This window comes from Inquilinus sp. CA228 (genome assembly GCF_052078665.1).
Taxonomy (GTDB): Bacteria; Pseudomonadota; Alphaproteobacteria; order DSM-16000; family Inquilinaceae; genus Inquilinus.
Genome location: NZ_JBQJIK010000024.1, coordinates 21715 through 46536 on the forward strand (window position 1 = coordinate 21715; position 24822 = coordinate 46536).

24 protein-coding genes are annotated in these 24822 nt (G+C 71.3%); 12 read left to right on the top strand and 12 right to left on the bottom strand.

Translation table 11 applies throughout. The features are described from left to right. Positions 1–138: 138 nt before the first annotated feature. The 8 genes from ACTOWL_RS13895 to ACTOWL_RS13930 all read right to left on the bottom strand — a co-directional run bounded on the left by ACTOWL_RS13895 (position 139) and on the right by ACTOWL_RS13930 (position 6282). Entirely contained in the window at positions 139–921 is a 783-nt protein-coding gene (locus tag ACTOWL_RS13895; protein ID WP_441321829.1) for a succinate dehydrogenase iron-sulfur subunit, read from the bottom strand. A 7-nt stretch (positions 922–928) separates the two neighbouring features. Beyond that, positions 929–2719: a succinate dehydrogenase flavoprotein subunit gene (gene sdhA / locus ACTOWL_RS13900; RefSeq protein ID WP_441321830.1), complete on the bottom strand. Its 1791-nt coding sequence runs from the start codon at positions 2717–2719 to the stop codon at positions 929–931. A gap of 4 nt (positions 2720–2723) precedes the next feature. Then, a complete protein-coding gene (sdhD, locus tag ACTOWL_RS13905; RefSeq protein WP_441321831.1) occupies positions 2724–3119 on the bottom strand; it encodes a succinate dehydrogenase, hydrophobic membrane anchor protein in 396 nt (131 codons plus the stop codon). Beyond that, positions 3119–3451 (bottom strand): succinate dehydrogenase, cytochrome b556 subunit, encoded by a 333-nt coding sequence (gene sdhC / locus ACTOWL_RS13910; RefSeq protein ID WP_441321832.1) that lies wholly within the window; start codon positions 3449–3451, stop codon positions 3119–3121. Before sdhC ends, sdhD begins: the two co-directional genes overlap by 1 nt. Before the next feature lie 260 nt (positions 3452–3711). Continuing rightward, positions 3712–4599, bottom strand: coding sequence for an HpcH/HpaI aldolase/citrate lyase family protein (locus ACTOWL_RS13915; RefSeq protein WP_441321833.1), 888 nt, complete (start codon positions 4597–4599; stop codon positions 3712–3714). Between the two features lie 9 nt (positions 4600–4608). Continuing rightward, positions 4609–5040: a PIN domain-containing protein gene (locus ACTOWL_RS13920; RefSeq protein ID WP_441321834.1), complete on the bottom strand. Its 432-nt coding sequence runs from the start codon at positions 5038–5040 to the stop codon at positions 4609–4611. Further along, on the bottom strand, positions 5030–5260 hold the full coding sequence (locus tag ACTOWL_RS13925; RefSeq protein WP_441321835.1) for an AbrB/MazE/SpoVT family DNA-binding domain-containing protein: 231 nt from the start codon (positions 5258–5260) through the stop codon (positions 5030–5032). Before ACTOWL_RS13925 ends, ACTOWL_RS13920 begins: the two co-directional genes overlap by 11 nt. 434 nt (positions 5261–5694) lie before the next feature. After that, on the bottom strand, positions 5695–6282 hold the full coding sequence (locus ACTOWL_RS13930) for a TlpA family protein disulfide reductase (RefSeq protein WP_441321836.1): 588 nt from the start codon (positions 6280–6282) through the stop codon (positions 5695–5697). Positions 6283–6296: 14 nt separating this feature from the next. Here ACTOWL_RS13930 and argH point away from each other — a divergent pair, with 14 nt between their 5' ends. The 6 genes from argH to ACTOWL_RS13960 all read left to right on the top strand — a co-directional run bounded on the left by argH (position 6297) and on the right by ACTOWL_RS13960 (position 13515). Next, complete coding sequence (argH, locus tag ACTOWL_RS13935; RefSeq protein ID WP_441321837.1) at positions 6297–7721, top strand: argininosuccinate lyase; 1425 nt, start codon at positions 6297–6299, stop codon at positions 7719–7721. Further along, the gene (locus ACTOWL_RS13940; protein ID WP_441321838.1) at positions 7718–7858 is read left to right on the top strand and encodes a hypothetical protein; all 141 of its coding nucleotides are present in this window, start codon (positions 7718–7720) and stop codon (positions 7856–7858) included. Before argH ends, ACTOWL_RS13940 begins: the two co-directional genes overlap by 4 nt. Beyond that, positions 7855–9141 (top strand): diaminopimelate decarboxylase, encoded by a 1287-nt coding sequence (gene lysA / locus ACTOWL_RS13945; RefSeq protein ID WP_441321839.1) that lies wholly within the window; start codon positions 7855–7857, stop codon positions 9139–9141. Before ACTOWL_RS13940 ends, lysA begins: the two co-directional genes overlap by 4 nt. Positions 9142–9149: 8 nt before the next feature. Further along, positions 9150–11633, top strand: a complete 2484-nt coding sequence (locus ACTOWL_RS13950; protein WP_441321840.1) for a TIGR02302 family protein — start codon at positions 9150–9152, stop codon at positions 11631–11633. 32 nt (positions 11634–11665) lie between these two features. Further along, the gene (locus ACTOWL_RS13955) at positions 11666–12634 is read left to right on the top strand and encodes a threonine ammonia-lyase (protein WP_441321841.1); all 969 of its coding nucleotides are present in this window, start codon (positions 11666–11668) and stop codon (positions 12632–12634) included. Positions 12635–12717: 83 nt separating this feature from the next. Further along, on the top strand, positions 12718–13515 hold the full coding sequence (locus ACTOWL_RS13960; protein WP_441321842.1) for an alpha/beta fold hydrolase: 798 nt from the start codon (positions 12718–12720) through the stop codon (positions 13513–13515). Positions 13516–13548: 33 nt separating this feature from the next. Here the strand turns inward: ACTOWL_RS13960 and ACTOWL_RS13965 are convergent, their stop codons facing one another. Then, the gene (locus ACTOWL_RS13965; RefSeq protein ID WP_441321843.1) at positions 13549–14262 is read right to left on the bottom strand and encodes a DUF3426 domain-containing protein; all 714 of its coding nucleotides are present in this window, start codon (positions 14260–14262) and stop codon (positions 13549–13551) included. 197 nt (positions 14263–14459) lie between these two features. On the opposite strand from ACTOWL_RS13965, the gene ACTOWL_RS13970 reads away from it, so the two are divergent. The 5 genes from ACTOWL_RS13970 to ACTOWL_RS13990 all read left to right on the top strand — a co-directional run bounded on the left by ACTOWL_RS13970 (position 14460) and on the right by ACTOWL_RS13990 (position 21029). Further along, on the top strand, positions 14460–15083 hold the full coding sequence (locus ACTOWL_RS13970; protein ID WP_441321844.1) for a YdcF family protein: 624 nt from the start codon (positions 14460–14462) through the stop codon (positions 15081–15083). A 6-nt stretch (positions 15084–15089) separates the two neighbouring features. Further along, positions 15090–15845, top strand: a complete 756-nt coding sequence (locus tag ACTOWL_RS13975) for a lysophospholipid acyltransferase family protein (protein ID WP_441321845.1) — start codon at positions 15090–15092, stop codon at positions 15843–15845. A gap of 7 nt (positions 15846–15852) precedes the next feature. Then, positions 15853–17403, top strand: a complete 1551-nt coding sequence (locus tag ACTOWL_RS13980) for a hypothetical protein (RefSeq protein ID WP_441321846.1) — start codon at positions 15853–15855, stop codon at positions 17401–17403. 85 nt (positions 17404–17488) lie between these two features. Next, positions 17489–18667: a serine hydrolase domain-containing protein gene (locus ACTOWL_RS13985; protein WP_441321847.1), complete on the top strand. Its 1179-nt coding sequence runs from the start codon at positions 17489–17491 to the stop codon at positions 18665–18667. 88 nt (positions 18668–18755) lie between these two features. Then, a complete protein-coding gene (locus ACTOWL_RS13990; protein ID WP_441321848.1) occupies positions 18756–21029 on the top strand; it encodes an adenosylcobalamin-dependent ribonucleoside-diphosphate reductase in 2274 nt (757 codons plus the stop codon). On the opposite strand, the gene ACTOWL_RS13995 is transcribed toward ACTOWL_RS13990, so the two are convergent. Beyond that, a complete protein-coding gene (locus ACTOWL_RS13995) occupies positions 21026–21616 on the bottom strand; it encodes a gamma-glutamylcyclotransferase (RefSeq protein WP_441321849.1) in 591 nt (196 codons plus the stop codon). The two genes, ACTOWL_RS13990 and ACTOWL_RS13995, sit on opposite strands and share 4 nt — an antisense overlap. 116 nt (positions 21617–21732) lie before the next feature. Between ACTOWL_RS13995 and ACTOWL_RS14000 the strand changes: the two genes are divergently transcribed. Beyond that, the gene (locus ACTOWL_RS14000; RefSeq protein WP_441321850.1) at positions 21733–22752 is read left to right on the top strand and encodes a DUF2125 domain-containing protein; all 1020 of its coding nucleotides are present in this window, start codon (positions 21733–21735) and stop codon (positions 22750–22752) included. Between the two features lie 13 nt (positions 22753–22765). On the opposite strand, the gene ACTOWL_RS14005 is transcribed toward ACTOWL_RS14000, so the two are convergent. Both ACTOWL_RS14005 and hisC read right to left on the bottom strand, forming a co-directional pair. Then, the gene (locus ACTOWL_RS14005; RefSeq protein ID WP_441321851.1) at positions 22766–23716 is read right to left on the bottom strand and encodes a prephenate/arogenate dehydrogenase family protein; all 951 of its coding nucleotides are present in this window, start codon (positions 23714–23716) and stop codon (positions 22766–22768) included. Continuing rightward, complete coding sequence (hisC, locus tag ACTOWL_RS14010; RefSeq protein WP_441321852.1) at positions 23713–24816, bottom strand: histidinol-phosphate transaminase; 1104 nt, start codon at positions 24814–24816, stop codon at positions 23713–23715. Before hisC ends, ACTOWL_RS14005 begins: the two co-directional genes overlap by 4 nt. Between the last annotated feature and the right edge of the window lie 6 nt (positions 24817–24822).

The window sequence follows — 24822 nt, forward strand, 5'->3', positions numbered from 1 at the left end:
AGGACACTCCTCGAGTGTGTTGCGTGCAGGATCGCTCCGTGAGGTGGGCAGACCGTGGGGTGACTGGGCGGTTGATATGGAAAAAGCGCTGGGGTCACCAGCGCTTTTTTGTGACGTTTTACTGCGGTCGGACGCAGGTCAGCCGGCGCGTTCCAGCATCAGCTTCTTGATTTCGCCGATCGCCTTGGCGGGGTTCAGCCCCTTTGGGCAGGTCTTGGTGCAGTTCATGATGGTGTGGCAGCGGTAGAGGCGGAACGGGTCCTCCAGCGCGTCCAGCCGCTCGCCGGTCATCTCGTCCCGGCTGTCGGCGATCCAGCGATAGGCCTGCAGCAACACGGCCGGGCCGAGGTACTTGTCGCCGTTCCACCAGTAGCTCGGGCAGCTGGTGGTGCAGCAGAAGCACAGGATGCACTCGTACAGGCCGTCCAGCTTCTCGCGCTCCTCCGGGCTCTGCCGGCGCTCGCGGTCGGGCGGCGGCGGGCTCTCGGCCTGCAGCCAGGGCTTGATCGACGCGTATTGCGCGTAGATGTGGGTCAGTTCCGGCACCAGGTCCTTCACCACCGGCATGTGCGGCAGCGGGTAGATCTTGACGTCGCCCTGGACCTCTTCGATCGGCTTGAGGCAGGCCAGGGTGTTGGTGCCGTCGATGTTCATCGCGCAGGACCCGCAGATGCCCTCGCGGCAGGACCGCCGGAAGGTCAGGGTCGAGTCGATGTCGTTCTTGATGTGGATGATGGCGTCCAGGACCATCGGCCCGCAGCGCGCCAGGTCGATCTCGTAGGTGTCGAGCCGCGGATTCTCATCGGTGTCCGGGTTCCAACGATAGATCTTGAAGGTCCGCGGCTTCTTGATCTCGCCGGGGACCCGCACGGTCTTGCCGGGCTGGACCTTGGAATTGCGGGGCAGGGTGAATTCGGCCATGTCGTCCTCAGTACACCCGCGCCTTGGGCGGGAAGCTCTGGACCTCGTTGGTCATCGGCTGGAGATGGACCGGGCGGTAGTCGATGCGGGTCTTGCCGGCCTCGTCGATCCAGACGACGCTGTGCTTCATCCAGTCGACGTCGTTGCGGTCCGGGAAGTCCTCGCGGGCATGGGCGCCGCGGCTCTCCTCGCGATTGACGCCGGACCGGATGGTGGTCACGGCGTTGATCATCAGGTTCTCGAGCTCCAGCGTCTCCACCAGGTCCGAGTTCCAGATCAGCGACTTGTCGTCGACGCCCAGGCCCGGCTGCTTGCCCCAGGTGACGTCCATCTTCTCGCAGCCCTCGGCCAGGGTCTGGCCGGTGCGGAACACGGCGGCGTCGTTCTGCATCGTCCGCTGCATCTCCAGCCGCAGATCGGAGGTGCGGACCTCCTGCTTGGCGTGGCGCAGCCGGTCCAGCCGGTTCAGCGCGAACTGGCCGGCATCGGCCGGCACCGGCTTGTGCGTCTGGCCGGGCTTGATCAGCTCGGCGCAGCGGATCGCGGCGGCGCGGCCGAACACCACGAGGTCGAGCAGCGAGTTCGAGCCCAGCCGGTTGGCGCCGTGCACCGAGACGCAGGCGGCCTCGCCGATCGCCATCAGCCCCGGCACCACGCGGTTCGGATCGGCGGCGGTCGGGTTGACCACCTCGCAATGCACGTTGGTCGGCACGCCGCCCATGTTGTAGTGCACCGTCGGCAGGACCGGGATCGGCTCCTTGGTCACGTCGACGCCGGCGAAGATCTTGGCGCTCTCGGCGATGCCGGGCAGGCGGTGGTGGATGATGTCGGCGTCGAGATGCTCGACATGCAGGTGGATGTGGTCCTTGTTCGGGCCGACGCCGCGGCCTTCGCGGATCTCGATCGTCATCGACCGGCTGACCACGTCGCGCGACGCCAGGTCCTTGGCCGAGGGGGCGTAGCGCTCCATGAAGCGCTCACCCTCGGAATTGGTCAGGTACCCGCCTTCGCCGCGCACGCCCTCGGTGATCAGGCAGCCGGCGCCGTAGATCCCGGTCGGGTGGAACTGCACGAACTCCATGTCCTGCAGCGGCAGGCCGGCCCGCGCCGCCATGGCGCCGCCGTCCCCGGTGCAGGTGTGGGCCGAGGTGCAGGAGAAGTAGGCCCGGCCGTAGCCGCCGGTCGCCAGCACCGTCTGGTGGCCGAAGAAGCGGTGGATCGTGCCGTCGTCCAGGTTCCAGGCGACCACGCCGCGGCAGGCGCCTTCCTCGTCCATGATCAGGTCGATGGCGAAGTACTCGACGAAGAACTCCGCCTCGTGCTTCAGCGCCTGCTGGTACAGGGTGTGCAGCATGGCATGGCCGGTGCGGTCGGCCGCGGCGCAGGTGCGGTAGGCGCGGCCCTTGCCGTATTCGGTGGTCATGCCGCCGAAGGCGCGCTGGTAGATCTTGCCCTCCTCCGTGCGGCTGAAGGGCATGCCGTAATGCTCGAGCTCGATGATCGCCGGGATCGCCTCGCGGCACATGTACTCGATCGCGTCCTGGTCGCCGAGCCAGTCGGAGCCCTTGACGGTGTCGTACATGTGCCAGCGCCAGTCGTCCGGCCCCATGTTGCCGAGCGCGGCGGAGACGCCGCCCTGGGCCGCGACGGTGTGGCTGCGGGTCGGGAAGACCTTGGTGATGCAGGCGGTCTTCAGCCCCTTCTCGGCCATGCCGAAGGTGGCGCGCAGGCCGGCGCCGCCGCCGCCCACCACGACGACGTCGTAGGTGTGATCGATGAAGCTGTAGGACGCGGGCATCGGGTTATCCCAGGATGGCGATCTTGAGGACGGAGACGGTCATCGCCGCCGCCAGGAACACGGCCAGGCCCTTGGTCGCCAGGTCGGCGACCAGCTTGGTGTAGTGGCCGTGGACGTAGTCCTCATAGACCTCGGTCAGGCCATTGGCGGCGTGATGCAGGCCGATGGCGATGAACAGGATGAACAGGGCGGCGTTGACCGGATGGGCCAGCCAGGCCCGGACCACCGGCAGCGGCGCACCGAGATGGGCGATCACCGCGATCACGAACCAGATGGTCAGCGGGATCAGCGCCAGCGCGGTGACGCGCAGGCCGCGCCAATGGGCGAAGCCGGACTTGGCGGAGCCGAGGCCGCGGGCATGGGCCAGCGGGTTGCGCAGGGAAACGTGCTTGGTCGTCATCACCACACCACCAGGCCGATGATCCAGGCCAGCACGGTCAGCACCGCGGTGGCGATCAGCACGGCATAGCCGGTCTTGTGCATGGTCGGCAGGTCGTAGCCCCAGCCGGCGTCCCAGGCCAGGTGCCGGATGCCGGCACAGAGATGGTAGAACAGCGCCGCCGTCCAGCCGAACAGCATCAGGAGGCCGAGCCAGGAGCCGATGAACCACTGCGCCGCCGCGAAGGCCTCGGGGCCGGCGGCCGCCGCGATCACCCACCAGGCCAGCAGCAGGGTGCCGATGGCCAGGGCGATGCCGGTGCCGCGATGGAAGATCGAGAGCGCGCTGCTCATCTGCGGACGGTAGATCTGCAGATGGGGCGACAGGGGCCTCGGCCGTTTCTGAGGAACTGCCTCGGAGGCGGACATGCGGATCTACTCCGATGCGCAAATTGGGCATCAGGCGCGGGCGCGGCCTGTCGCGATCGAGCCTGAACGGGTCGTCAGTGACTTACGCGCCGCACTGCAGCAAGTCAACGAACAGGCCAATAGTTTCAAGCAGATGCGAGCCATTCGCAACTGGGGCCGGCCGGGCCTTGGAATGCCCGCAACCGCTACAGGCCGCTGCGTTCGGCGATGGCGCGGTGCATCGCCACCACCCGCTCCGCATCGCTGACATGCAGCGCCTCGACCAGCCGGCCGTCGACGACGGTGACGCCCTGGCCGGCGGCCAGCGCCGCGGCATGGGCGGCGATCACGCGCAGCGCGGTCTCCACCGCCTCCGTGCTCGGGGCGAAGGCGGCATTGGCGGCGGCAAGGGTCTTCGGATGGATCAGCGACTTGCCGTCGAAGCCCAGCGCCGCGCCCTGGCGGCATGATTCGGCGAAGCCGGGCGCGTCCTCGAGGTCGAGATGGACGCCGTCGATCACTGCCAGGCCATGGGCGCGGCCGGCCAGCAGGCACAGGCCCAGCGCGGTCAGCAGCGGCTGCCGCCCCGGCTCATGCGCCGCCCGCAGGTCCTTGGCCAGGTCCGAGGTGCCGAGGATCAGCCCGGCCAGGCGGCCCCCAGCTTGGCGCGACGAGGACCCGGCGACGGCAGCGGAATTCAGCACGCCGAGCGGCGTCTCGACCATGCACCACAGCGCCAGGCTGTCCGGCGCGCCGGCGGCGGTCAGCGCGGCCTCGGCCGCCTTCACCGTCTCCGGCCGCTCGACCTTGGACAGGACGATGCCGTCGGCGCCGCTGCCGGCCAGGGCGGCCAGATCGTCGGCGCCCCAGGGCGTGTCGGCGGCGTTGGCGCGGACCAGCAGCTCGCGCGGCCCCCAGCCGCCGGCCCGGACGGCGGCCACCACCCGCTCGCGCGCCGCGACCTTGGCGTCCGGCGCCACCGCGTCCTCCAGGTCCAGGATCAGCCCGTCGGCGTCCAGGGTGCGCGCCTTGTCCAGCGCCCGCGGGTTCGAGCCGGGGACATAGAGCAGCGAGCGGCGGGGGCGGATGGTCATGGCACCTCGCTACCTGTCATGGCCGGGCAGTCCAAGACCGCCGACGAAGGGGTTCCGAATGGTCAGGCCGTCGATCGTCTGGCCGTCCTGCATGTCCTCGGAATAGAGAGTCCGGCACTGCGCCTGGAGCGCCGCGGCGATGATCGACGCGTCGTAGACATGATAGCCGTGGCGCTCCGCGATCCGCAGCGCCGCGTCATGGATCTCGACCGTGACCGGCTCGACCGGCCCGCAGAGGGCGCGGATGGCGGACAGCGCCTCGGTGATCTCGTCCCATGACAGGCCGAGCTTGCGGCGGGCGACCGCCGCGAACTCGTTCAGCACCTGCACGCTGATCACGCCGCCGGCCGTGAGCAGCGCCTCGGCGGTCGCGGTCCGCGGATCATCGCGGGCGATGGCGTAGAGCAGGATATTGGTGTCGAGGAAGGCTTCAGCGTTCATTCGCTTCGTCGCGATCGAAGCGGAAGCCGGGCGGCAGCGGGCGCTGCAGCCGGCGCAACCGGTCCAGTGCCTGCTGCCGGCTGTGGTCGCGATCGACCAGGAAGGCGCGGTCGGCCGCGATGCGGATCTCGATCTCGTCGCCTTCCTTCAGATCCAGCGCCTCGACGACGGTCGAAGGCAGCCGCACCGCCAGGCTGTTGCCCCACTTCGCCACGCGCATGCCATCACCATGATATACGTTGATACTTGTATATCATGTGGTGCGCCGGCCGCCAACCCGAGACCGTGAATCGCCCCCGTGACCGCCGTCACATCTCATTCACGGAAGGCGGCGTAGACATGATCTCGGGCCTTGAGCCCGAGGACAAGGTCATGATGCTTCGCACGATCATCTGGGTTTACGGTGTTCTTCTGCTGGTCGGCTTCTACATGGGCTCGATGCCCATCTGAGCCGCCGCGACACGGACGATACAATTCGGCCGTCCCGTCGACATCCCCCGGATACAGTCCGCACCTAATCTTCCCCTGCATCGGATGCCGCCGCCGGCGGCGCGAGGGAGGGGACGATGGTGCTGCGGACGGTGCTGTGGGGCTACGGCGTGATGGTGCTGCTGGGCCTCTATACGGGCGCAGCGCCGCTCTGACCCGCCTCTCTCAGGCCGACCCGGCCTTCCCGCGATCAAGATAGTAGCGCAGCAGCGCGATCGAGCTGTCGTCATCCCACTCGGCGGCGCCTTCCTGGCGGCCGACCACGGTGCCGTCACGGTCGATCAGCAGCGTCGTCGGCAGGCCGCGGGCGCCGAACTGCGCCGGCGACCGGCCGCCGGGGTCGAGATAGGGCGCCAGCGCCGCGATCTTGTGGGCGTCGAAGAAGGGCTGCACCTTGGCCAGCCCCTCGCGGTCGATCGACAGCGCCAGCACGGCGAAGTCGGCGCCGCCCAGCTTCGCCTGCAGCCGGTCCAGCGCCGGCATCTCCTTGACGCAAGGGGCGCACCAGGTCGCCCACAGATTGACCAGCACCACCTTGCCCTTGAAGTCGGCGAGACGAAGGGTGTTGCCCGCGGCGTCGGAGAAGGTAATCTCCGGTGCCGGCTCAGGCCGGTCGGCCAGGACGAAGCTGGCGACGGTGCCGCCCAAGGGCGGCCGGCCCTCCGGGGTCCGCAGCGTCCACCAGGCCGCACCCGCCGCCAGCAGCAGCGCCAGGCCGGCCGCGCCCGCGGCGATCGTTGCTCTCTTCCTCATCCGGTCCGCACCCCATGTCCGATCCGACCCAGCTTGCCACCCCCGTCGTGCCCGATAAAGGCACCAATCCGATGTGGGGCGGCCGCTTCGCCGCCGGCCCGGCCGCGATCATGGAGCGGATCAACGCCTCGATCGGCTTCGACCGCAAGCTCTGGGCGCAGGACATCGCCGGGTCGCGCGCTCATGTCGCAATGCTTGCCGTTCAGGGCATCGTGTCCGCCGCGGACGCCGCCGCGATCGACCGCGGCCTCGCGCAGATCGCCGGCGAGATCGCCGAGGGCCGCTTCGAGTTCAAGACCTCGCTCGAGGACATCCACTTCAACGTGGAGTCGCGGCTGACCGAGATCATCGGCCCGGCCGCCGGGCGCCTGCACACGGCGCGCAGCCGCAACGACCAGGTGGCGACCGATTTCCGCCTGTGGGTGCGCGACGCCTTCGACCGGCTGGAGCAGGGGCTGCAGGCGCTGCAGGCGGCGCTGATCGGCCAGGCCGAGCGGCATGTCGACACCATCCTGCCCGGCTTCACCCATCTGCAGGTGGCACAGCCGGTCACCTTCGGCCATCACCTGCTGGCCTATGTCGAGATGCTGGGCCGCGACCGCAGCCGCGTCGCCGACGCCCGCGCCCGGGCCAATGAATGTCCGCTCGGCGCCGCGGCCCTGGCCGGCACGCCCTATCCGATCGACCGGCACATGACGGCGCAGGCGCTCGGCTTCGACCGGCCGACCGCCAATTCGCTCGACAGCGTCTCTGACCGCGACTTCGCGCTCGACTACCTCGCCACCGCCGGCATCTGCGCCATGCACCTGTCGCGGCTGGCGGAGGAGATCGTGTTCTGGTCGACGCCGCAGTTCCGCTTCGTCCGCCTGTCCGACGGCTTCTCGACCGGGTCGTCGATCATGCCGCAGAAGCGCAACCCGGACGCGGCGGAGCTGGTGCGCGGCAAGGCCGGCCGGGTGTTCGGCAGCCTGGCCGCGCTGCTGACCGTGATGAAGGGCCTGCCCCTGACCTACCAGAAGGACATGCAGGAGGATAAGGAGCCGGTGTTCGACGCCGACGACACGCTGATGCTGTGCCTGGCCGCCATGACCGGCATGGTCGAGAGCTGGACCGTCAATGCCGAGGCGATGCGCCGGGCCACCGAGGCCGGCTTCCCGACCGCGACCGACCTGGCCGACTGGCTGGTGCGCACGCTCGGCGTGCCGTTCCGCGACGCCCACCACATCACCGGCCACCTGGTGAAACGGGCGGAGGACAAGGGCTGCCGCCTGTCCGACCTGCCGCTCGCCGAGATGCAGGCGGTCCATGCCGGCATCACCGACGCCGTCTACGCCGTGCTGACCGCCGAGGCCTCGGTCGCCAGCCGCAAGAGCCATGGCGGCACCGCGCCCGACCGGGTGCGCGAGGCCGTCCAAGCCGCAAAGGAGCGTTTCCTATGAGATCTGCCGTCATCCTGAGGCTGCTCCTCGCCGTCACCCTCGGGTGCGGCCTCGTCGCCTGCGGCAAGAAGGCGGCGTCGGTCAGCGCCCCCGACAGCAAGACCTCGGCCTATCCGCGGAGCTACCCGAGCACATGACCGCTTTCGCTTACCAGAACGGCGCCCTCTTCGCCGAGGATGTCGACCTCGCCGCCGTGGCCGCGCAGGTCGGCACGCCGGCCTATGTCTACTCGACCGCGGCGCTGGTCGCGAACTATCGCGCCTATGTTGACGCGCTGGCCGGGCTGCCGATCGCAGTCTGCTTCGCCGCCAAGGCCAATTCCAACCTCGCGGTGCTGCGCACCCTGGTGCAGCAGGGCGCCGGCATCGACGTGGTCTCGACCGGCGAGATGAAGCGGGCGCTCGCCGCCGGCTGCCCGGCCGACCGCATCGTCTTCTCCGGCATCGGCAAGACCGTGGAGGATCTGGAGGCGGCCCTCTTGGCCGGCATCCACCAGATCAACGTGGAGTCGCTGCAGGAGCTGGAGCTGCTGTCGCAGGTGGCTGTCCGGCTGCGGCGCGACGCGGTCGTCGCCTTCCGGGTGAATCCGGATGTCGACGCCAAGACCCACACCAAGATCTCGACCGGCCGCAAGGGCGACAAGTTCGGCATCGAGCTCGAGGACGCGCCGGTGGCCTATGAGCGGGCGCGGGTCCTGCCCGGAATCCGCCCGGTCGGCATCGCCGCCCATATCGGCAGCCAGCTGCTCGACCTGTCGCCTTATCGCGACGCCTATCGCCGCCTGGCCGAGCTGGTGCGCGAGCTGCGCGCCGCCGGCCATGTGGTCGAGCGGCTCGATCTCGGCGGCGGCATCGGCATCTCCTACAAGGGCGACCCGGCGCCGGCGCTGGCCGACTATGCCCGCATCGTGCGCGAGACGGTGGGCGACCTGGGCTGCCATCTGATGGTGGAACCCGGCCGGTCGATCTGCGGCGATGCCGGCGTCCTATTGTCGCGGGTGATCTTCATCAAGCCGGGGCGGACGCGTAACTTCGTCATCCTCGACGCGGCGATGAACGACCTGATCCGGCCGGCGATGTACGACGCCTGGCACGGCATCGTGCCGCTGCGCCAGCCGGCGGAAGGCGCGGCCGAGGCCGAATTCGACGTGGTCGGCCCGGTCTGCGAGAGCAGCGACACCTTCGCCAAGGCGCGGTCCCTGCCGCCGCTGGCCGCCGGCGACCTGGTCGCCTTCACCGGCGCCGGGGCCTATGGCGCGGTGATGGCGTCGACCTACAACACCCGGCCGCTGGTGCCGGAGGTGCTGGTCGACAAAGATCGGTTTGCACTCGTCAGAAAACGGCCCACATTTGAAGAGATGGTCGCCGGGGAGAGCCTGCCGCCCTGGCTGGCCCGGGATGGACTGACTACGAAGGCGTAGGAGGAGAGGTGGCCCGCAGCCCGACGGAGGCCCCTAGGTCGACGGAGCCGGCCGAGCCGCGCGTAAAGATCGCGCTGGCGTGGCTGGCTGCGGCCTGGGAGGCGGCATGGCGCGCCGCCTGGCCTGTCGCCACCGTGCTCGGCGCCTTCCTCGTCCTCGCCGGCTTCGACCTGCTGCCCGACCTGCCGGGCTGGCTGCATGCCCTGATCCTGGTCGCCTTCGCCGCGGCGCTGGTCGTCGCCAGCCGGCCGCTGTGGCGGCTGCGCCTGCCCGATGGCCTCGCGGCACGGCGCCGGCTGGAGCGCGACAGCGGCCTCGAGCACCGGCCGCTGACCGCCCTGCACGACACCCAGGCCACCGGCACCTCCGACCCGCTCAGCCGCGTGCTGTGGCAGCGCCACCTGGCCCAGCGCGCCGCCCAGCTGCGCCTGCTCAAGCCCCGCCTGCCGCGGCCGCGCAACGCCGAGGCCGACCGCTTCGCCCTGCGCGGCCTGGTGGTGATCGGGCTGATCCTGGCCGTGGTCGCCGCCGGCGACGACTGGCGCGGGCGGCTCGGCCGCGCATTCTCGCCCGGGCTGTTCGGCGCCTCCGCCGCCACCGCGCCGCGGCTCGACCTGTTCGTCACCCCGCCCTCCTACACCGGACGGCCGCCGATCTACCTTACCGCCGGCCAAGTGGCCGCGCCCGGCCAGCCGGCGCCGGGGCCGGTCGAGATCCCGATCGGCAGCGCCCTGGTCGGCCGGGTCGCCGGCGGCGATGAGGCCCCGACTCTCAGCCTCGCCGGCAGCGACACCGCCTTCACCCCGATCGAAGGTGGCAATTACGAGCTCCAGGCCAAGGTCACCGGCGGCGACCGGCTGTCGGTCAGCCAGGACGGCACGGTGCTGGGCGACTGGCCGGTGAAGGTGCTGCCCGATGCGCCGCCGACCGTCGCCTTCACCGACAAGCCGAAGCCGACCGAGCGCCAGGCGCTGCGGCTCGACGCCACCGCGACCGACGATTACGGCATCGCCACCCTGACCGCGACCGTCACCCTGGCCCCCGGCGCGCCGGCGGTGCTGGACCAGACGCCGATGACCATCCCGCTGTCGGTGCCGGGCCGCTGGCCGCGCGAGGTCAAGACCACCTCCTACCAGGACCTGACGCCGCATGCCTGGGCCGGGCAGGCGGCCGACATCGTGCTGACCGCGACCGACGCGGCAGGCCAGAGCACCAAGACCGGGCCGGAGCGGGTGACGCTGCCGGAGCGCGAGTTCCACCACCCGGTGGCCCGCGCCATCATCGAGCAGCGCCGGATCCTGACCCTGCAGCCGGAGCAGTCGGAGACCGTGGCCGAGACGCTCGACATGCTGTCGCAGCGGCCGGACCGCTACTATGACGACCGGGTGGTGTTCCTGGCGCTGCGCACCGCCGCCCGGCGGCTGTTCTTCGCCCGGGACGACCCGAAGCCGCATGTCGCGCCGCTGCGCGACCTGTTGTGGGATACCGCGCTCCGGATCGAGGACGGCGACATGTCGCTGGCCGAGCGGTCGCTGCGCGACGCGCAGCAGCGCCTGGCCGACGCGCTGGAGCGCAATGCCAGCGACGAGGAGATCAAGCAGCTGACCGACGAGCTGCGCCGGGCGATGGACCGCTACCTGCAGGCGATGGCCGAGCAGATGCGGGACAAGATGCAGCGCGGCGAGCTGAAGGAGATGCCGCTGCCGCCGGACGCGCAGATCATGGACCGGAAGCAGTTCCAGGACATGATCGACCGGATGCAGCAGCTGTCCGAATCCGGCGCCAAGGATCAGGCGCGCGAGCTGCTGTCCCAGATGCAGAACATGATGGAAAACCTGCAGATGGGGCAGATGAGCCAGCAGCAGGCCGAGGCGCAGCAGCGCGCCATGAACCTGCTGAAGGACCTGCAGAAGCTGACCAATGCGCAGCGTCAGCTGCTCGACCAGACCTATCGCCAGCAGCAGGCCCAGGAGGGCGGCGAGGAGGGCGACCCGTCGCAGCAGGGCACGCCGGAGCAGAACGCCCAGACCCAGGAGGCTCTGCGCCGGGCGCTGGGCGAGCTGATGCGCGAGCTCGGCGAGATGGGCGGCGACATCCCGATGCCGCTCGGCCGGGCCGAGCGGGCGATGAAGCAGGCGGGCGACGCCCTGGGCCAGGGCGACCCCGGCGGCGCCGTGCCGTCGCAGACCGAGGCGCTGGACCAGCTGCAGCAGGGGCTGCAGGGCATGGCGCAGCAGATGATGGAGGCCATGGGCGCCCAGCCGGGCATGGTCGGCCGGGCCCAGAACGGGCAGATGTTCGAGAACCAGGATCCGCTGGGCCGGCCGATGACCAACAGCGGCGGCACCACCGACGGCGATGTCGGCCTGCCGACCAAATTCGACACCGAACGCGCCCGCGCCATCCTCGACGAGCTGCGCCAGCGGCTGAACGATCGCTCGCGCCCGCCGCCGGAACGGGATTATATCGAGAGGCTGCTGCGCCAATTCTGAGCGCGGCCATTTCCGCCAGGACGAGGACCAACGTGACGGCGATCACGCTCGAGACGATCCGCGCGGCGCGCGCCCGCATCGCCCCCTATGTGCTGCGCACCCCGACCCTGCCGCGCGAGCTGCTCAGCAGCCTGCTCGGCCTGCCGGTGGTGACGAAGCTGGAGCTGCTGCAGCATGGCGGCTCGTTCAAGGCGCGCGGCGCCTTCAACGCCATGCTCAGCCTGGGCGAGGCCGAGCGGGCGGCCGGGGTGGTCGCGGTCTCCGGCGGCAACCACGCGCTCGGCGTCGCCTATGCCGCCCGCGTGCTGGGGCTGGACGCCACGCTGATCATGCCGAATGCGACGCCGGAAAACTACGTCGCCGGCACCCGCGCCGAAGGGGCGGAGGTGGTGCTGGTCGCCGACATCGCCGCCGCCTTCACCGAGGCCGAGCGCCAGGCCGCCGCCGGCCGCACCCTGATCCACCCCTTCGACGACCCGCGGGTGATCTCCGGCCAGGGCACGATGGGGCTGGAGCTGTTGGAGGACGCGCCGGACACCACCGACATCATCGCGTCGATCGGCGGCGGCGGCATGATCTCGGGCGTCATCACCGCGGTGAAGGCGCTGCGGCCGGAGATCCGGATCTGGGGCGTCGAGACCGAGGGCGCCGACGCCATGAGCCAGGCCCTGGCCGCCGGCAAGCCGGTGCGCCTGCCGGCCATCACCTCGATCTCCACCACGCTGGGCGCGCCCTCGGTCTCCGAGCGCACGCTGGCCATCGTGCGTGATGCGGTGGAGGAGGTGCTGGTGGTGCCGGACGCCGAGGCGGTGCGCGGCGTCCAGGTCCTGGCCGAGCAGGCCAAGGTGGTGACCGAGCCCGCCGCCGGCTGCACCCTGGCCGCGGCGCTGCGCCTGAAGGACCGGCTGCCGCGCGACGCACGGTTGGCGCTGATCCTGTGCGGCGGCAACGTCTCGCTGGCCGACATCGAACGCTGGCGCGCCCGCTTCGGCATCAGCTGATCCAGCACGCCTACCTCCCAGGTAATCGCTTCCACGCCCCCGCCTGCGCTCTCATCCGCCCACACCAGCGGAGAGAGAGACCCATGATCGAGACCCGCGACGGCACCCTGCTTCGCGTCAAGGACATCGGGCGGGGGCGCCCGATCCTGTTCCTGCACGGTTTCACCCTCTGCGCCGAGATCTGGGAATGGCAGATGACGGAGCTGGCCGCGGCCGGGTTGCGCTGCCTGGCCTATGACCGGCGCGGCCACGGCCGGTCGGACCATCCCGGCGACGGCTATGATTTCGACACCCTGGCCGACGACCTCGCGGCGGTGATTGCGGCGCTCGACCTGCGTGAGGTCACCCTGGTCGGGCACTCGATGGCGATCGGCGAGATCGCCCGCACTCTGTCGCGCCACGGCGCGGGCCGGGTGGCGCGGATCGTCCTGGCGGCGCCGCTGCCGCCGTGCCCGGCCCTGGCCTTCCCGCCGGACGTCGGTGGCCGGACCGTCTTCGACCACGCCATCGAGGGCCTGCGCGCCGACCGGCCGGCCTATTACGCCGCCAATGGCGAGGCGCTGTTCGGCCCCGGCTGCTCGCCGGAGCTGGTGCGCTGGGGCCTCGACCTGGCGCTGCAGACCGCGCTGTGGGCCGCGATCGGCTGCCAGCGCGCCAACGCCACCGCGGATTTTCGGGCCGACCTCCAAGCCGTCACCGTCCCGACACTGGTCCTGCAGGGCGACGGCGACCGCCTGGCGCCGGCCGATCTCTGCGGCCGTGCCGTCGCCGAGGCGATCCCCGGCAGCCGGATCGAGATCTATCCGGGCGCGCCGCACGGCCTGTTCCTGACCGAGAAGGAACGCTTCAGCCGCGACCTGCTGGGCTTCATCCGGGGCTGAGGGGCGATCCCCGACCCGACACCCGGGTGCTGGCTACGGTGCGCTGCCGGTCTGCGCCCCGATCTCCAGCCGGGTGGCGGCGTCGGGCGTGGCCTCGACCGTTACCGCCACCTGCACCGACTCGTCAGGCGCCAGCGATTCGGTGGTCACCACCAGCGGTGTGCGCGCCACCACGGTGCGGCGGGCGTCCAGCAGGCGCACCTCGATCGGCGGCACCGGGCGGGTGACCATGGCCCGGTTCTCGACCCGCCCGGTGACCACAACCTGCTCCACGCCGCTGCCGGCGACGCGCCGCACCTCCAGCTCCCGCAGCACAAGCCCGCGGCCCAGTGCGCCGGTCTCGACCGGCTGCGCCACCGGCACGCCGATGGTGTCGTATAGGCGGATCGCCGGCGGCCAGAAGCGGACGATCGAATCGCGCGCGAAATAGCCCACCCCGGCCAGGCCGCCGACCAGCAGCACCGCCAGTGCCAGGCTGACCGCCGGCCCGTCGCGCCGGCGCGGCGTGATCACCACCGGCAGGTTGGTGATATGCCCCGCGGCCGAGGGCGGAGTCGCCGCCCGCGCCGCCGGGCCGACCAGCACCGGCTGCGGCTCGGGGGCCGGCGCCGCCGCCGTCACCTGCTCGACCGCCGATTCGCGCCACAGATGGCCGCAGCGGGCGCATTTGACGCGCCGGCCGTCGGGGCCGATCGCCGCCGGATCGACGAGGTAACGGGTCGAACAGCTGGGGCAGGTGACGATCATGGCGCGTTATCGCATGCCGCCTTGCCGCTGCCTATATCATCCGAGGCAATTTTGTGAATGGCGCGAAGGAGTTGCGGAACCAGGCCGAAGGATGTCGCTCCGGGGGCCGTGACGCGGCCGCATAATCTTGCCACGATCCGCCCCTTTCCTGTCCGGGCGCCGTGACCGCGGCCGCGGCGCAACAGCGTTCTGTTTGTATGTCGATCACCGTTGACCCTTCCCCCAAGCCCCGGCCCTGGCGCCGCCGCCTGCGCCGGATACTGCTGCTGCTGATCGTGCTGGCGGTGGCCTGGGGGCTGGGTCTGGCTTGGTTCGTGGCCCAGGCCGGGCGCGGCGGCGAGGTCGACCCCGACCACACCGACGCCATCGTCGTGCTGACCGGCGGCAGCGAGCGGCTGCGCGCCGGGCTCGACCTGCTGGCCCGCGGCGTGGCCGAGCGGCTGCTGGTCAGCGGCGTGCATCGCGACGTCAGGCTGGAGGAGCTGTTCGCCCTGTCGCCGACCGATGATTCACTGCGCTGCTGCGTCGACCTCGGCTACGCCGCCAGCGACACCATCGGCAACGCGCAGGAGGCGGCGGCCTGGATGCGGGCGCATGGCTTCCACAGCCTGCGCCTGGTCACCTCGAACTACCACATGCCGCGCAGCATGCTGGAGTTCCGGGCCGCGATGCCGGAGATCGAGATCAAGCGCCAGCCGGTCGATCCCGGGACGGTGCATCTCGACCGCTGGTGGGCCTGGCCCGGCACGGCGCGGCTGATCGTCTCCGAATACAACAAATTCCTGGTTGCGCTGGCGCGTGTCACCCTGGGCAGGATATAGGGCGTCATGACCATCCTGCGCTCAGCCCTCTTCAACCTGCTGTTCTTCGGCTGGACCGCGCTGTGCTGCCTCGCCCTGCTGCCGGCGCTGTTCCTGCCGCATCGCGTGACGATGGCCTGGATCTTCGTCTGGCTGCGTGGCGTGCATTGGCTGGAGAAGACCATCCTCGGCATCGACTATCGCGTGGTCGGGCGCGAGAACCTGCCGGCCGGCGCCTGCATCGTCGCCGCCAAGCACCAGTCGGCCTGGGAGACGCTGAAGCTGCACCTGCTGCTGCCCGACCCGGCGATCGTGCTGAAGTCCGAGCTGCTGAAGGTCCCGGTCTGGGGCAAGTACCTGCTGAAGACCGGCATGATCCCGGTCGACCGCGGCGCCGGCAGCCGGGCGGTCCGCGACATGGTCGACCACGCCAAGGTCCGGGCCGCGGAGGGCCGGCCGATCGCGATCTTCCCGCAGGGCACCCGCACCGCGCCCGGCACCTGGCGGCCCTATCGTATCGGCGTCGGCGCGCTCTATGAGGGGCTGGGCGTGCCGGTGGTGCCGATGGCGCTGAACTCCGGCGTGTTCTGGGGCCGCCGCGCCTTCCGCAAGCGGCCCGGCACGATCACGGTCGAGTTCCTGCCGCCGATCCCGCCCGGCCTGCCGCGCGAGGAGATGATGCGGCGGCTGGAGGACGAGCTGGAGACGGCGTCCGAGCGCCTGTCGGTCGCCGCCGGCGGCCCGCCGACGCCGCGCCCGGCCGGGGCGACGGCCACGGTCTGACCGCGGGTTGCGCAGTCTCCGTCCGATCCTGCTTTTCGTCGCGGTCGCCGGCCTGTCGCTGCTCGCCGTGGCGCTGGTGCTGCGCCTGCCCGGCGCCGCCGCGCTGACCGGCAATGCCGATGTCCTCTATCTGCCGGCGCTGTTCGACGACCTGCATCGCGGCCTCGACGCGCTGCGCGGCTGGCACCTGACGCCCGGCCCCTATGTCTTTCCGGACATGCTGGTCTACGGCCTGGCCGACCTCGCGACCGGCGATTTCCGCCAGGCCCTGCCGCTGGCCGCGGCGCTGCAGCTCGGCCTGCTGCTGCTGCTCGGCGGCGCCGTGCACCGCGCCGCCGGCGGCCGCTCCGCCGCCATGGCCGTGGCCGCCTTCGCGGTCGTGCTGGCGCTGCTCTTCGCCTTCGGCTGGGGGCTGGCCGGGGCCTATGCGCTGAACTGGCTGATCTACCCCTTCGTCGTCACCTTCCATTTCGGCGCCATCCTGGTCGCGGCCGCGGTGCTGCTGCTGGTGCTGCGCCAGCTCGACCGGCCGGGCCCATGGCCGCTGGTCGGGCTGGCCGGGCTGATCCTGGCCGGAGTGCTGTCGGACAGCTTCGTCCTGCCCTATGCCGCCGCCCCGGCCCTGGCGCTGTCGCTGCTCTGCGCCCCGACGCCGCGCATCCGCGGCGCGGCCCTGGCGGCCGCGGCGGTGGTCGGCACTGCGTCGCTCGCCGCCTTCCTGCTGCAGGGCTGGATCAACCCGCTGAACGAGGTCTATCGAGACCAGCTCGACCTCGGCATCGGCTACGGCCTGTTCCGCCTCGGCAGCGTGCTCTGGCCGGCGGATCCGGCGGAGCTGGCGGTCAATCTCGGCCTGATCGCCTTCGCCCTGCTGCCGGTTGCCCGCACGCTCGCGGTGCTGCGCGGCCTGGCGGCCGGGGAGCGCGAGATCGCACCGTCGGACCGGATCGCGGTCTTCGCAGCCGCGTCCTCGCTGGCCACGCTGCTGGCGGTGGTGCTGTTCGGCATTTTCCGCGACGAGTCCTTCCTGCGCTATTTCCAGCCCTGGCTGTTCCTGACCGCGGTCTGGCTCGCCCATCTCGCCGCCGATCGGCTGCGGGTGCCGGCCTGGCCGGTGGGGGCGGTCCTGGCGGTGCTGCTGGCTGTGGCCGCCGCGCTCTGGGCCCGGCCGGACCAACTGGCGGCGCGGATCGAGCTGCCGCGGACGCTCGCCTGCTTCCAGGGTCCGGTCGCCGGCCTCGCCGGCTACTGGTGGGCCAAGCCGCTGATGCTGCATTCCGAACGCCGCGTCCAGATCGTCCAGGTGGCCCGCAACGGCGCCCCCTATCACTGGATCGTCAACCAGGACTGGGCCCGCCGCGACTGGGCCGGCGGCGCCGGCGCCCCGCCCTTCGGCTTCATCCTGATGGACGGGCTGAACCCCCGCGCCGTGATCGCCCGCTACGGCATGCCGGACCGGGTCGAGCGCTGCGCCGGCATCCCGCTGTGGCGCTATGACGACCCCGACCGGCTGCGCGGCCCCCTGGCCGCCGCCGTGCCGGTCACGCTGCCGGACTGATCGCCCGGTCGTCTGCGGCGGGAGCCTCGGCTATGGTCGGGGGACACGCCGTTCATCACGATCCATCCGAAACCGGAGTCTCCCGATGACGACCGCCCTGTTCGATGCCGCGCCGGCCGCCGATCCCGCCCTGTCGCCGCGGATCGACGCCGCGATCGACCGGGCGCTGGCGGAGAAGCGCATCGTCGGCACGGTGGTGCTGGCGGCGCAGGACGGCCGGCTGGTGTACCGCCGCGCGGCCGGCCTGGCCGACCGCGAGGCCGGGCGGCCGGTGCGCGAGGACTCGGTGTTCCTCTACGCCTCGCTGACCAAGCCGATCGTCACCGCCGCCGCCCTGCGGCTGGTGGAGGAGGGACGGATCGCCCGGGCCGACCCGGTGACGAAGTTCCTGCCCGACTTCCGGCCGAAGCTGGCCGACGGCACCGAGCCCGTCATCACCATCCATCACCTGCTGACCCACACCGCGGGCCTGATCTACGGCTTCGCCGAGCCGGCGGACGGCCCCTATCACCGCGCCGGCGTCTCCGACGGGCTCGACGCGCCGGGCCGGTCCTTCGCCGAGAATCTGCGCCGCATCGCCTCGGCGCCGCTGGCCGTCGCGCCGGGCTCGGCCTGGGCCTATTCGCTGGCGCTCGACGTGCTCGGCGCCGCGCTGGAGCAGGCGGCCGGGGAAAGCCTGGCTGAGCTGGTGCGAAGCCGCGTCACGGGACCGCTCGGGCTGCAGGACACCGGCTTCTTCCCGCCGGATCGGTCGCGCCTGGCGAGCGCCTATGCCGATGCGGTGCCGGAACCGCTGCGGATGGGCGACAGCTACGTCATCCCGGCACCGCAGCCCTTCGCCGGGCTCAGCTTCGCCCCCGACCGCATCTTCGACCCGGCCTCCTACCCCTCCGGCGGCGCCGGCATGGCGGGCACGGCGGGCGACTTCCTGGTGTTCCTCGAAGCCCTGCGCCAGGGCGGCGCGCCGATCCTGCGGCCGGAGACGGTGCAGGCCATGGCCACCGGGCAGATCCCGGGGCTGGCGATGCCGGAGTCGCCGGGCACCACCTTCGGCTACGGCTTCGCGCTGGTGACCGATCCGGCGGCGGCCGGGGTGCCGATGACCGCCGGGACCTGGCGCTGGGGCGGCGTCTACGGCCATTCCTGGTTCGTCGACCCGGCGCGGCGGCTGAGCGTCGTCGGCCTCACCAACACCGCGTTCGAGGGCATGAACGGTCGGTTCGTCGCCGATCTGCGCGCCGCGATCTATGTCGGGCTGGAATAGCGGGATCCTGGGGGCGGCCACTGTCCCTGGTTGACCGGGCCTGACCGCACCCCCATCCTTTGGGGGTGCGTCTGTCTGCGGGAGGTCCATGGTGGCCGAGCCGGGCGATATCGCGACCCAGATCTGGAACATGAAGTACCGGCTGAAGCAGCCGGACGGCACGCCTGTCGACCAGTCGGTCGAGGACAGCTGGCGCCGGGTCGCGACCGCCGTGGCCGCCGCCGAATCGGACCCGGCTCTCTGGGCCGAGCGCTTCCTCGGCATCCTGCGCGACCACCGCTATTTGCCGGCCGGCCGCATCCTGGCCGGCGCCGGCACCGGGCGCGACGTCACCCTGTTCAACTGCTTCGTCATGGGCACGGTGCCGGACAGCATGGCCGGCATCTTCGCCCATCTGCGCGAGGCGGCGCTGACGCTGCAGCAGGGCGGCGGCATCGGCTACGACTTCTCCACCATCCGGCCGAAGGGCGCGCCGGTCGCCGGCGTCGCGGCCGACGCCTCCGGCCCGCTGTCCTTCATGGATGTGTGGGACGCGATGTGCCGCACCATCATGTCCGCCGGCTCCCGCCGCGGCGCGATGATGGCGACTTTGCGCTGCGACCATCCGGACGTGGTCGACTTCATCGAGGCCAAGCGCACCCCCGGCCGACTGCGCATGTTCAACCTCTCGGTCCTGGTCACCGACCCGTTCATGCAGGCGGTGGCCGACGACGCGCCCTGGGACCTGGCGTTCGGCGGCCGTATCTTCCGCACCCTGCCGGCGCGCGAGCTGTGGGACCGGATCATGCGCTCGACCTATGATTCGGCCGAGCCCGGCGTGATCTTCATCGACCGCATCAACGCGCAGAACAATCTTCAATATTGCGAGCAAATTCAAAGCACTAACCCGTGTGGCGAACAGCCACTTCCTCCGTATGGCGCCTGCCTGCTCGGCTCGGTCAACCTGGCGAAGCTGGTGGTCGATCCGTTCACGCCCGAGGCCCGCTTCGACCACGAGGCGCTGGCGGAGATCGTGCCGGTCGCCATCCGGCTGATGGACAATGTCGTCGACGTCTCGCGCTTCCCGCTGCCGGAGCAGGCGGCCGAGGCCAAGGCCAAGCGGCGCATCGGCCTCGGCGTCACCGGCCTGGCCGACGCCTTCCTGATGCTGGGGGTGCGCTACGGCTCGCCCGAATCGGCGGCCCTGGTCGAGGACTGGCTGGGGGCGATCAAGCGCCATTCCTACCGTGCCTCGGCCGAGATCGCGGCGGAGAAAGGGACCTTCCCGCTGTTCGACCGCGACAAGTTCCTGGCCGCGCCGGGCGTCGCCGAGCTGCCGGATGAGATCCGCGGCCTGATCGCCCGGCACGGCATCCGCAACGCGCTGCTGACCTCGATCGCGCCGACCGGCACCATCTCGCTGTTCGCCGGCAATGTCGCCTCGGGGATCGAGCCGGTCTTCGCCTGGACCCACACCCGCAACGTGCTGCTGCCCGACGGCAGCCGGCGGGCGGAGACGGTGGAGAATTACGCCTACCGCCTGTTCCGCGAGATCCACGGCGCCGACGCGCCGCTGCCGGACTATTTCGTCGACGCCCAGACGCTGGAGCCGGCCGACCACCTGGTGATCCAGGCGGCGGCGCAGAAGCACATCGACAGCTCCATCAGCAAGACCATCAACTGCCCCGAGGACCTGTCCTTCGACGCCTTCAAGGACATCTACGCCCAGGCCTATGCGCTGGGCTGCAAGGGCTGCACCACCTACCGGCCGAATGCGATCACCGGCGCGGTGCTGGAGGCCCAAACGGCGAACAGGGGGCCGGCGCAGAAGCGTCTGGCCGACGCCCCCGGCCTCAGCCTGCCCGCGGCCCGGCCGGAGGTGCTGCCGGGCGAGACCTACAAGCTGCGCTGGCCGGACAGCGATCACGCCATCTACGTCACCCTCAACGACACCGTGGTCGACGGCCAGCGCCGGCCGTTCGAGATCTTCATCAACTCGAAGAACATGGAGCATTACGCCTGGACCGTGGCGCTGACCCGGATGATCAGCGCCGTGTTCCGCCGCGGCGGCGACGTCGTCTTCGTGGTCGAGGAGCTGAAGGCGGTGTTCGACCCGCGCGGCGGGCAGTGGATGGGCGGCCGCTACGTGCCCTCGCTGCTGGCCGCGATCGGCGAGACGATCGAGCGGCACATGGTGGCGACGGGCTTCCTGGCGAAGCCGGAGGGCATCGTGCCGGAGGTGGCGGTCGAGGTGACGGCGGAGGCGGTCGGGGCACCGGTCCGGCCGCCGGGCCGGTCCTGCCCGAAATGCGGCCACCCGACCCTGATCCGGCAGGAGGGTTGCGACACCTGCCTGAACTGCGGCTATTCGCGCTGCGGCTAGGCCGGCTCCGCGGCCTCGGCCACGCGCTTGGCCAGGGCGAACAGGGCACCGTCGCGGATGCCCAGCTCGCGCAGATGCTCGACCGTGTTCAGCAGATAGTCGCGGTTCGGCCCGCTGCTGCCGATGCCGGTGCGGATCATCGCCAGTGTCTCCTCCGGCCCCAGCGCGCCACGGTACTGGTGGTGGCGGCGGTCGGCCAGGAAGCAGCAGGCGGTGGCGGGGCCAGAGGGGAGCCGGATCTGCTTCAGGCTCGGGCGGTAGACACCGGTCACCATCTCGCGCTCCCAGAGATAGGCGACCACCTCCTGCACATGCTCCGGCGCCACCTTGAAGGCCATGCCGCGGCAGGAGCCGCCGCGGTCCAGGCCCAGCACCAGCCCCGGCCGTTCCGGCGTGCCGCGGTAGCGGTGGGAGAGGACGCAGAAGCGGCGGTGATAGCCGTGCAGCACCGCCGGCTGCCGCTCGAGATGCGGGAAGCCCGGATTCCACATCAGCGAACCGTAGCCGAACACCCAGAGTGGCTCGCCCGGGATCAGCGGCAGGTTCGGCGTCTTCCAATCGTGATGACCATCGGCCATCCACACCATGTAGCGTGTTGCAGATGCGAAAGGGAGGGGCGTCGTGTCGCGTTTTGCTGCTTCGGCTTGACTCCGGGGCCCGGTCGCGGCCACGTGCCCTGCTCGCGCCACCATCCGGGACCGCCATGCGTCGCCGCCGCCGTATCGTCGTCGTTCCCACCACCCTCGTCGCCCTGCTCGCCGCCGGCTGGACCGGCGGCTGGTACTGGGCCGCGGGGAAGGTCGAGGCCCAGGCGCAGGCCTTCGCCGCCAACCCGCCGCCGGGCGTCACGGTCGATCCCGGCACGCTGAGCGTCGAGGGCTTCCCGCTGGCCTTCACCGTCGAATCGCAGGCGCCCAGCCTGCGCCGGATCGACGGGCTGACCTGGAACGCCGCCGGGGTGGTCGCCACCGCCAGGCCCTGGACCCTGCCGGAGGTCGGCTTCACCATCGCGCCGCCGCAGCGCATCACCCTGCCGGGCAGCCCGGCCCTGATCGCCGAGGTCAAGGGCTCGGGCAGCGGCAGCGCCCGGATCGGCAGCGACGGCAAGCCGAATCGGGTGCTGCTGACCCTGTCCCAGGTCGAGCTCTCCGGCGGGCTGCTGCAGGCGCCGCTGCCGATCGCCCGGGTCAACGGCTCGGTCGACCGGGCGCCGGAGGAGGCCGGGGCCGGCGCCGCCGCGTCGCTCGACATCGAGGGGCTGGAGACGCCGGATCTCGGCCTGCAGGCGATGGGCCGGCGGGTCGACATGGTGGCGGCGCGGCTGACCGTGCTGGGCCCGCTGCCGAAGGCCGCGACCGCGCCCGAGCTGACCGCCTGGCGCGCCGCCGGCGGCAAGCTCCGGGTCGACAAGCTGTCGCTGCGCTGGGGGCCGCTGGTGATCGATGCCGACGGCACCCTCGACCTCGACGACAAGCTGCAGCCGCAGGGCACGCTGACGGCGAAGATTCGCGGCTACGGCCCGGTGATCGAGGATCTGCAGAAGGCCGGTGCGGTGAAGGAGCGCGACGCCGGCTTCGCCAAGGTCGGGCTTGACCTGATGGCGGGCCAGCCGGCGGCGGACGGCACCCGCACCGTCACCGCCCCGATCACGATCCAGAAGGGCAAGGTCTCCTTCGGCCCGCTGCAGGTGGCCAAGCTGCCGGAGATCCGGTGGCAGCAGTAGCCGGCAGGGCCGGTCAGTCCTCTTCCTTGGTCAGCCGCGCCGCCTTCTCCGGCTCCATCTCCTCCTGATGGGCGTCGACGACGCCGCGGCGGATGGCGCGGGTGCGGGTGAACCAGGACTCGAGTTTGTCGCCCTCGCCGCGGCGGATGGCGCGCTGCAGCCGCACCAGATCCTCGGTGAACTGCTGCAGCACCTCCAGCACCGCGCCCTTGTTGGTCAGGAACACGTCGCGCCACATCACCGGGTCGGAGCCGGCGATGCGGGTGAAATCCCGGAAGCCGCCGGCCGAGAAGCGGATCACCTCGGCCTGGGTCGCCTCTTCCATGTCCGAGGCGGTGCCGACGATGGTGTAGGCGATCAGATGCGGGATGTGCGAGGTGATGGCCAGCACCCGGTCATGGTGCTCGGCGGTCATCTTCTCGACCATCATGCCCATGCCGCGCCACAGCGCCTCGACCTTGGCAACGGCGGCAGGGTCGACGCCCGGCTCCGGCGTCAGCACGCACCAGCGGTCGATGAACAGCTCGGCGAAGCCGGCGGAGGGGCCGGAATGCTCGGTGCCGGCGATCGGGTGGCCGGGCACCAGATGCACCCCGGCCGGCAGATAGGGGGCGATGGTCTTCGCCACCATGCCCTTGACCGAGCCGACATCGGTGACCACCGCGCCCGGCGCCAGGGCCGGGGCGATGGCCTTGGCCAGCTGCTCATAGGCGCCCATCGGGGCGCAGATCATCACCGCGTCTGCGCCGGCCACGGCGGCGGCCGGGTCGGCCTCGACCCGGTCGAGGAAGCCCAGCGCCATCGCCTCGTCGCGGGTCTCCTGGCGCCGGGCGTGGCCGACGATCTCGCCCGCCAGCCCGTGCTTGCGGGCGGCGCGCGCGACGGAGGAGCCGATCAGGCCGATGCCCAGCAGGGCCAGGCGCCGGAAAATCGGCGCGCCCGTGTCGGTCGCCGGCGCGCTCATCGGCTGCGCAGATGCTCGGCCAGTGCCGCGACCACCGCCCGCATCTCCTCCTCGGTGCCGATGGTGATGCGCAGGCAGCCGGGCAGGCCGTAGCCGCTCATCTGGCGCACCAGGATGCCGCTGTCCTTCAGGTGCAGCCGCGCCGCCTCGGCGTCGCGATCACCGAAATCGACCAGCAGGAAGTTGCCGGACGAGGGCAGCGGCGACAGGCCGAGCTTTTCCACTTCCGCCGCGGTCCAGCGCCGCCATTCGGCGTTGTGGGCGCGGCTCTTCTCGATGAACGCCTCGTCCGCCAGCGCGGCCACGCCCGCCGCCTGCGCCGCGGCGCTGACGTTGAACGGCCCGCGGGCGCGATGCAGGATGTCGGTGATGCCGGCCGAGGCATAGGCCCAGCCGAGCCGCAGCGCGCCCAGGCCGTAGATCTTCGAGAAGGTGCGCAGCATGACGACGTTCCCGGCCCGGTCGACCAGCTCGGCGCCGGCGCTGTACTCCGGGTCGTCGATGTATTCGGCATAGGCGGCGTCCAGCGCCAGGATCACATCCGGCGGCAGGGCGGCGTGCAGCCGCTCGACCTCGGCCTGCGGCAGCAGGTAGCCGGTCGGGTTGTTCGGGTTGGCAAGGAACAGGATGCGGGTGCGCGGCGTCACCCGCGCCAGCAGCGCGTCGACATCGGTCTTGAGGTCCGCCTCGGGCGCCGCGATCGGTGTGGCGCCGACCGTCTTGGCCGCGATCGGGTACATCAGGAAGCCGTGCCGGCTGTACAGCACCTCGTCGCCCGGCCCGGCATAGCTCTTGGCCAGAAGGGCGATCAGCTCGTCCGACCCGGCGCCGGCGACGATGCGCTCCGCATCCAGGCCGAAGCGGGCGGCCAGCGCCTCGCGCAGGGCGCTGCAGCCGCCGTCCGGATAGCGGTGGATCTCGCCGCCCAGCTCGCGATAGGCCGCGGTCGCCATCGGGCTCGGGCCGAAGGCGCCTTCGTTCGAGGCCAGCCGGATCGGCCGGCCCAGCTGCGGATGCGGCACCGCCTTGGCCTCGCCGCCGACATAGGGGTCGATGTCGAGCAGGCCCGGACGCGGGCGCGGGGCTTGGATGGTCGTCATGGCTCT

Excerpts from the sequence above, each read along its gene's own strand:
- ACTOWL_RS13895 (WP_441321829.1), bottom strand. The coding sequence starts at position 921 with ATGGCCGAATTCACCCTGCCCCGCAATTCCAAGGTCCAGCCCGGCAAG.
- sdhA (WP_441321830.1), bottom strand. The coding sequence starts at position 2,719 with ATGCCCGCGTCCTACAGCTTCATCGATCACACCTACGACGTCGTCGTG.
- sdhD (WP_441321831.1), bottom strand. The coding sequence starts at position 3,119 with ATGACGACCAAGCACGTTTCCCTGCGCAACCCGCTGGCCCATGCCCGC.
- sdhC (WP_441321832.1), bottom strand. The coding sequence starts at position 3,451 with ATGAGCAGCGCGCTCTCGATCTTCCATCGCGGCACCGGCATCGCCCTG.
- ACTOWL_RS13915 (WP_441321833.1), bottom strand. The coding sequence starts at position 4,599 with ATGACCATCCGCCCCCGCCGCTCGCTGCTCTATGTCCCCGGCTCGAAC.
- ACTOWL_RS13920 (WP_441321834.1), bottom strand. The coding sequence starts at position 5,040 with ATGAACGCTGAAGCCTTCCTCGACACCAATATCCTGCTCTACGCCATC.
- ACTOWL_RS13925 (WP_441321835.1), bottom strand. The coding sequence starts at position 5,260 with ATGCGCGTGGCGAAGTGGGGCAACAGCCTGGCGGTGCGGCTGCCTTCG.
- ACTOWL_RS13930 (WP_441321836.1), bottom strand. The coding sequence starts at position 6,282 with ATGAGGAAGAGAGCAACGATCGCCGCGGGCGCGGCCGGCCTGGCGCTG.
- argH (WP_441321837.1), top strand. The coding sequence starts at position 6,297 with ATGTCCGATCCGACCCAGCTTGCCACCCCCGTCGTGCCCGATAAAGGC.
- ACTOWL_RS13940 (WP_441321838.1), top strand. The coding sequence starts at position 7,718 with ATGAGATCTGCCGTCATCCTGAGGCTGCTCCTCGCCGTCACCCTCGGG.
- lysA (WP_441321839.1), top strand. The coding sequence starts at position 7,855 with ATGACCGCTTTCGCTTACCAGAACGGCGCCCTCTTCGCCGAGGATGTC.
- ACTOWL_RS13960 (WP_441321842.1), top strand. The coding sequence starts at position 12,718 with ATGATCGAGACCCGCGACGGCACCCTGCTTCGCGTCAAGGACATCGGG.
- ACTOWL_RS13965 (WP_441321843.1), bottom strand. The coding sequence starts at position 14,262 with ATGATCGTCACCTGCCCCAGCTGTTCGACCCGTTACCTCGTCGATCCG.
- ACTOWL_RS13970 (WP_441321844.1), top strand. The coding sequence starts at position 14,460 with ATGTCGATCACCGTTGACCCTTCCCCCAAGCCCCGGCCCTGGCGCCGC.
- ACTOWL_RS13975 (WP_441321845.1), top strand. The coding sequence starts at position 15,090 with ATGACCATCCTGCGCTCAGCCCTCTTCAACCTGCTGTTCTTCGGCTGG.
- ACTOWL_RS13985 (WP_441321847.1), top strand. The coding sequence starts at position 17,489 with ATGACGACCGCCCTGTTCGATGCCGCGCCGGCCGCCGATCCCGCCCTG.
- ACTOWL_RS13990 (WP_441321848.1), top strand. The coding sequence starts at position 18,756 with ATGGTGGCCGAGCCGGGCGATATCGCGACCCAGATCTGGAACATGAAG.
- ACTOWL_RS13995 (WP_441321849.1), bottom strand. The coding sequence starts at position 21,616 with ATGGTGTGGATGGCCGATGGTCATCACGATTGGAAGACGCCGAACCTG.
- ACTOWL_RS14000 (WP_441321850.1), top strand. The coding sequence starts at position 21,733 with ATGCGTCGCCGCCGCCGTATCGTCGTCGTTCCCACCACCCTCGTCGCC.
- ACTOWL_RS14005 (WP_441321851.1), bottom strand. The coding sequence starts at position 23,716 with ATGAGCGCGCCGGCGACCGACACGGGCGCGCCGATTTTCCGGCGCCTG.
- hisC (WP_441321852.1), bottom strand. The coding sequence starts at position 24,816 with ATGACGACCATCCAAGCCCCGCGCCCGCGTCCGGGCCTGCTCGACATC.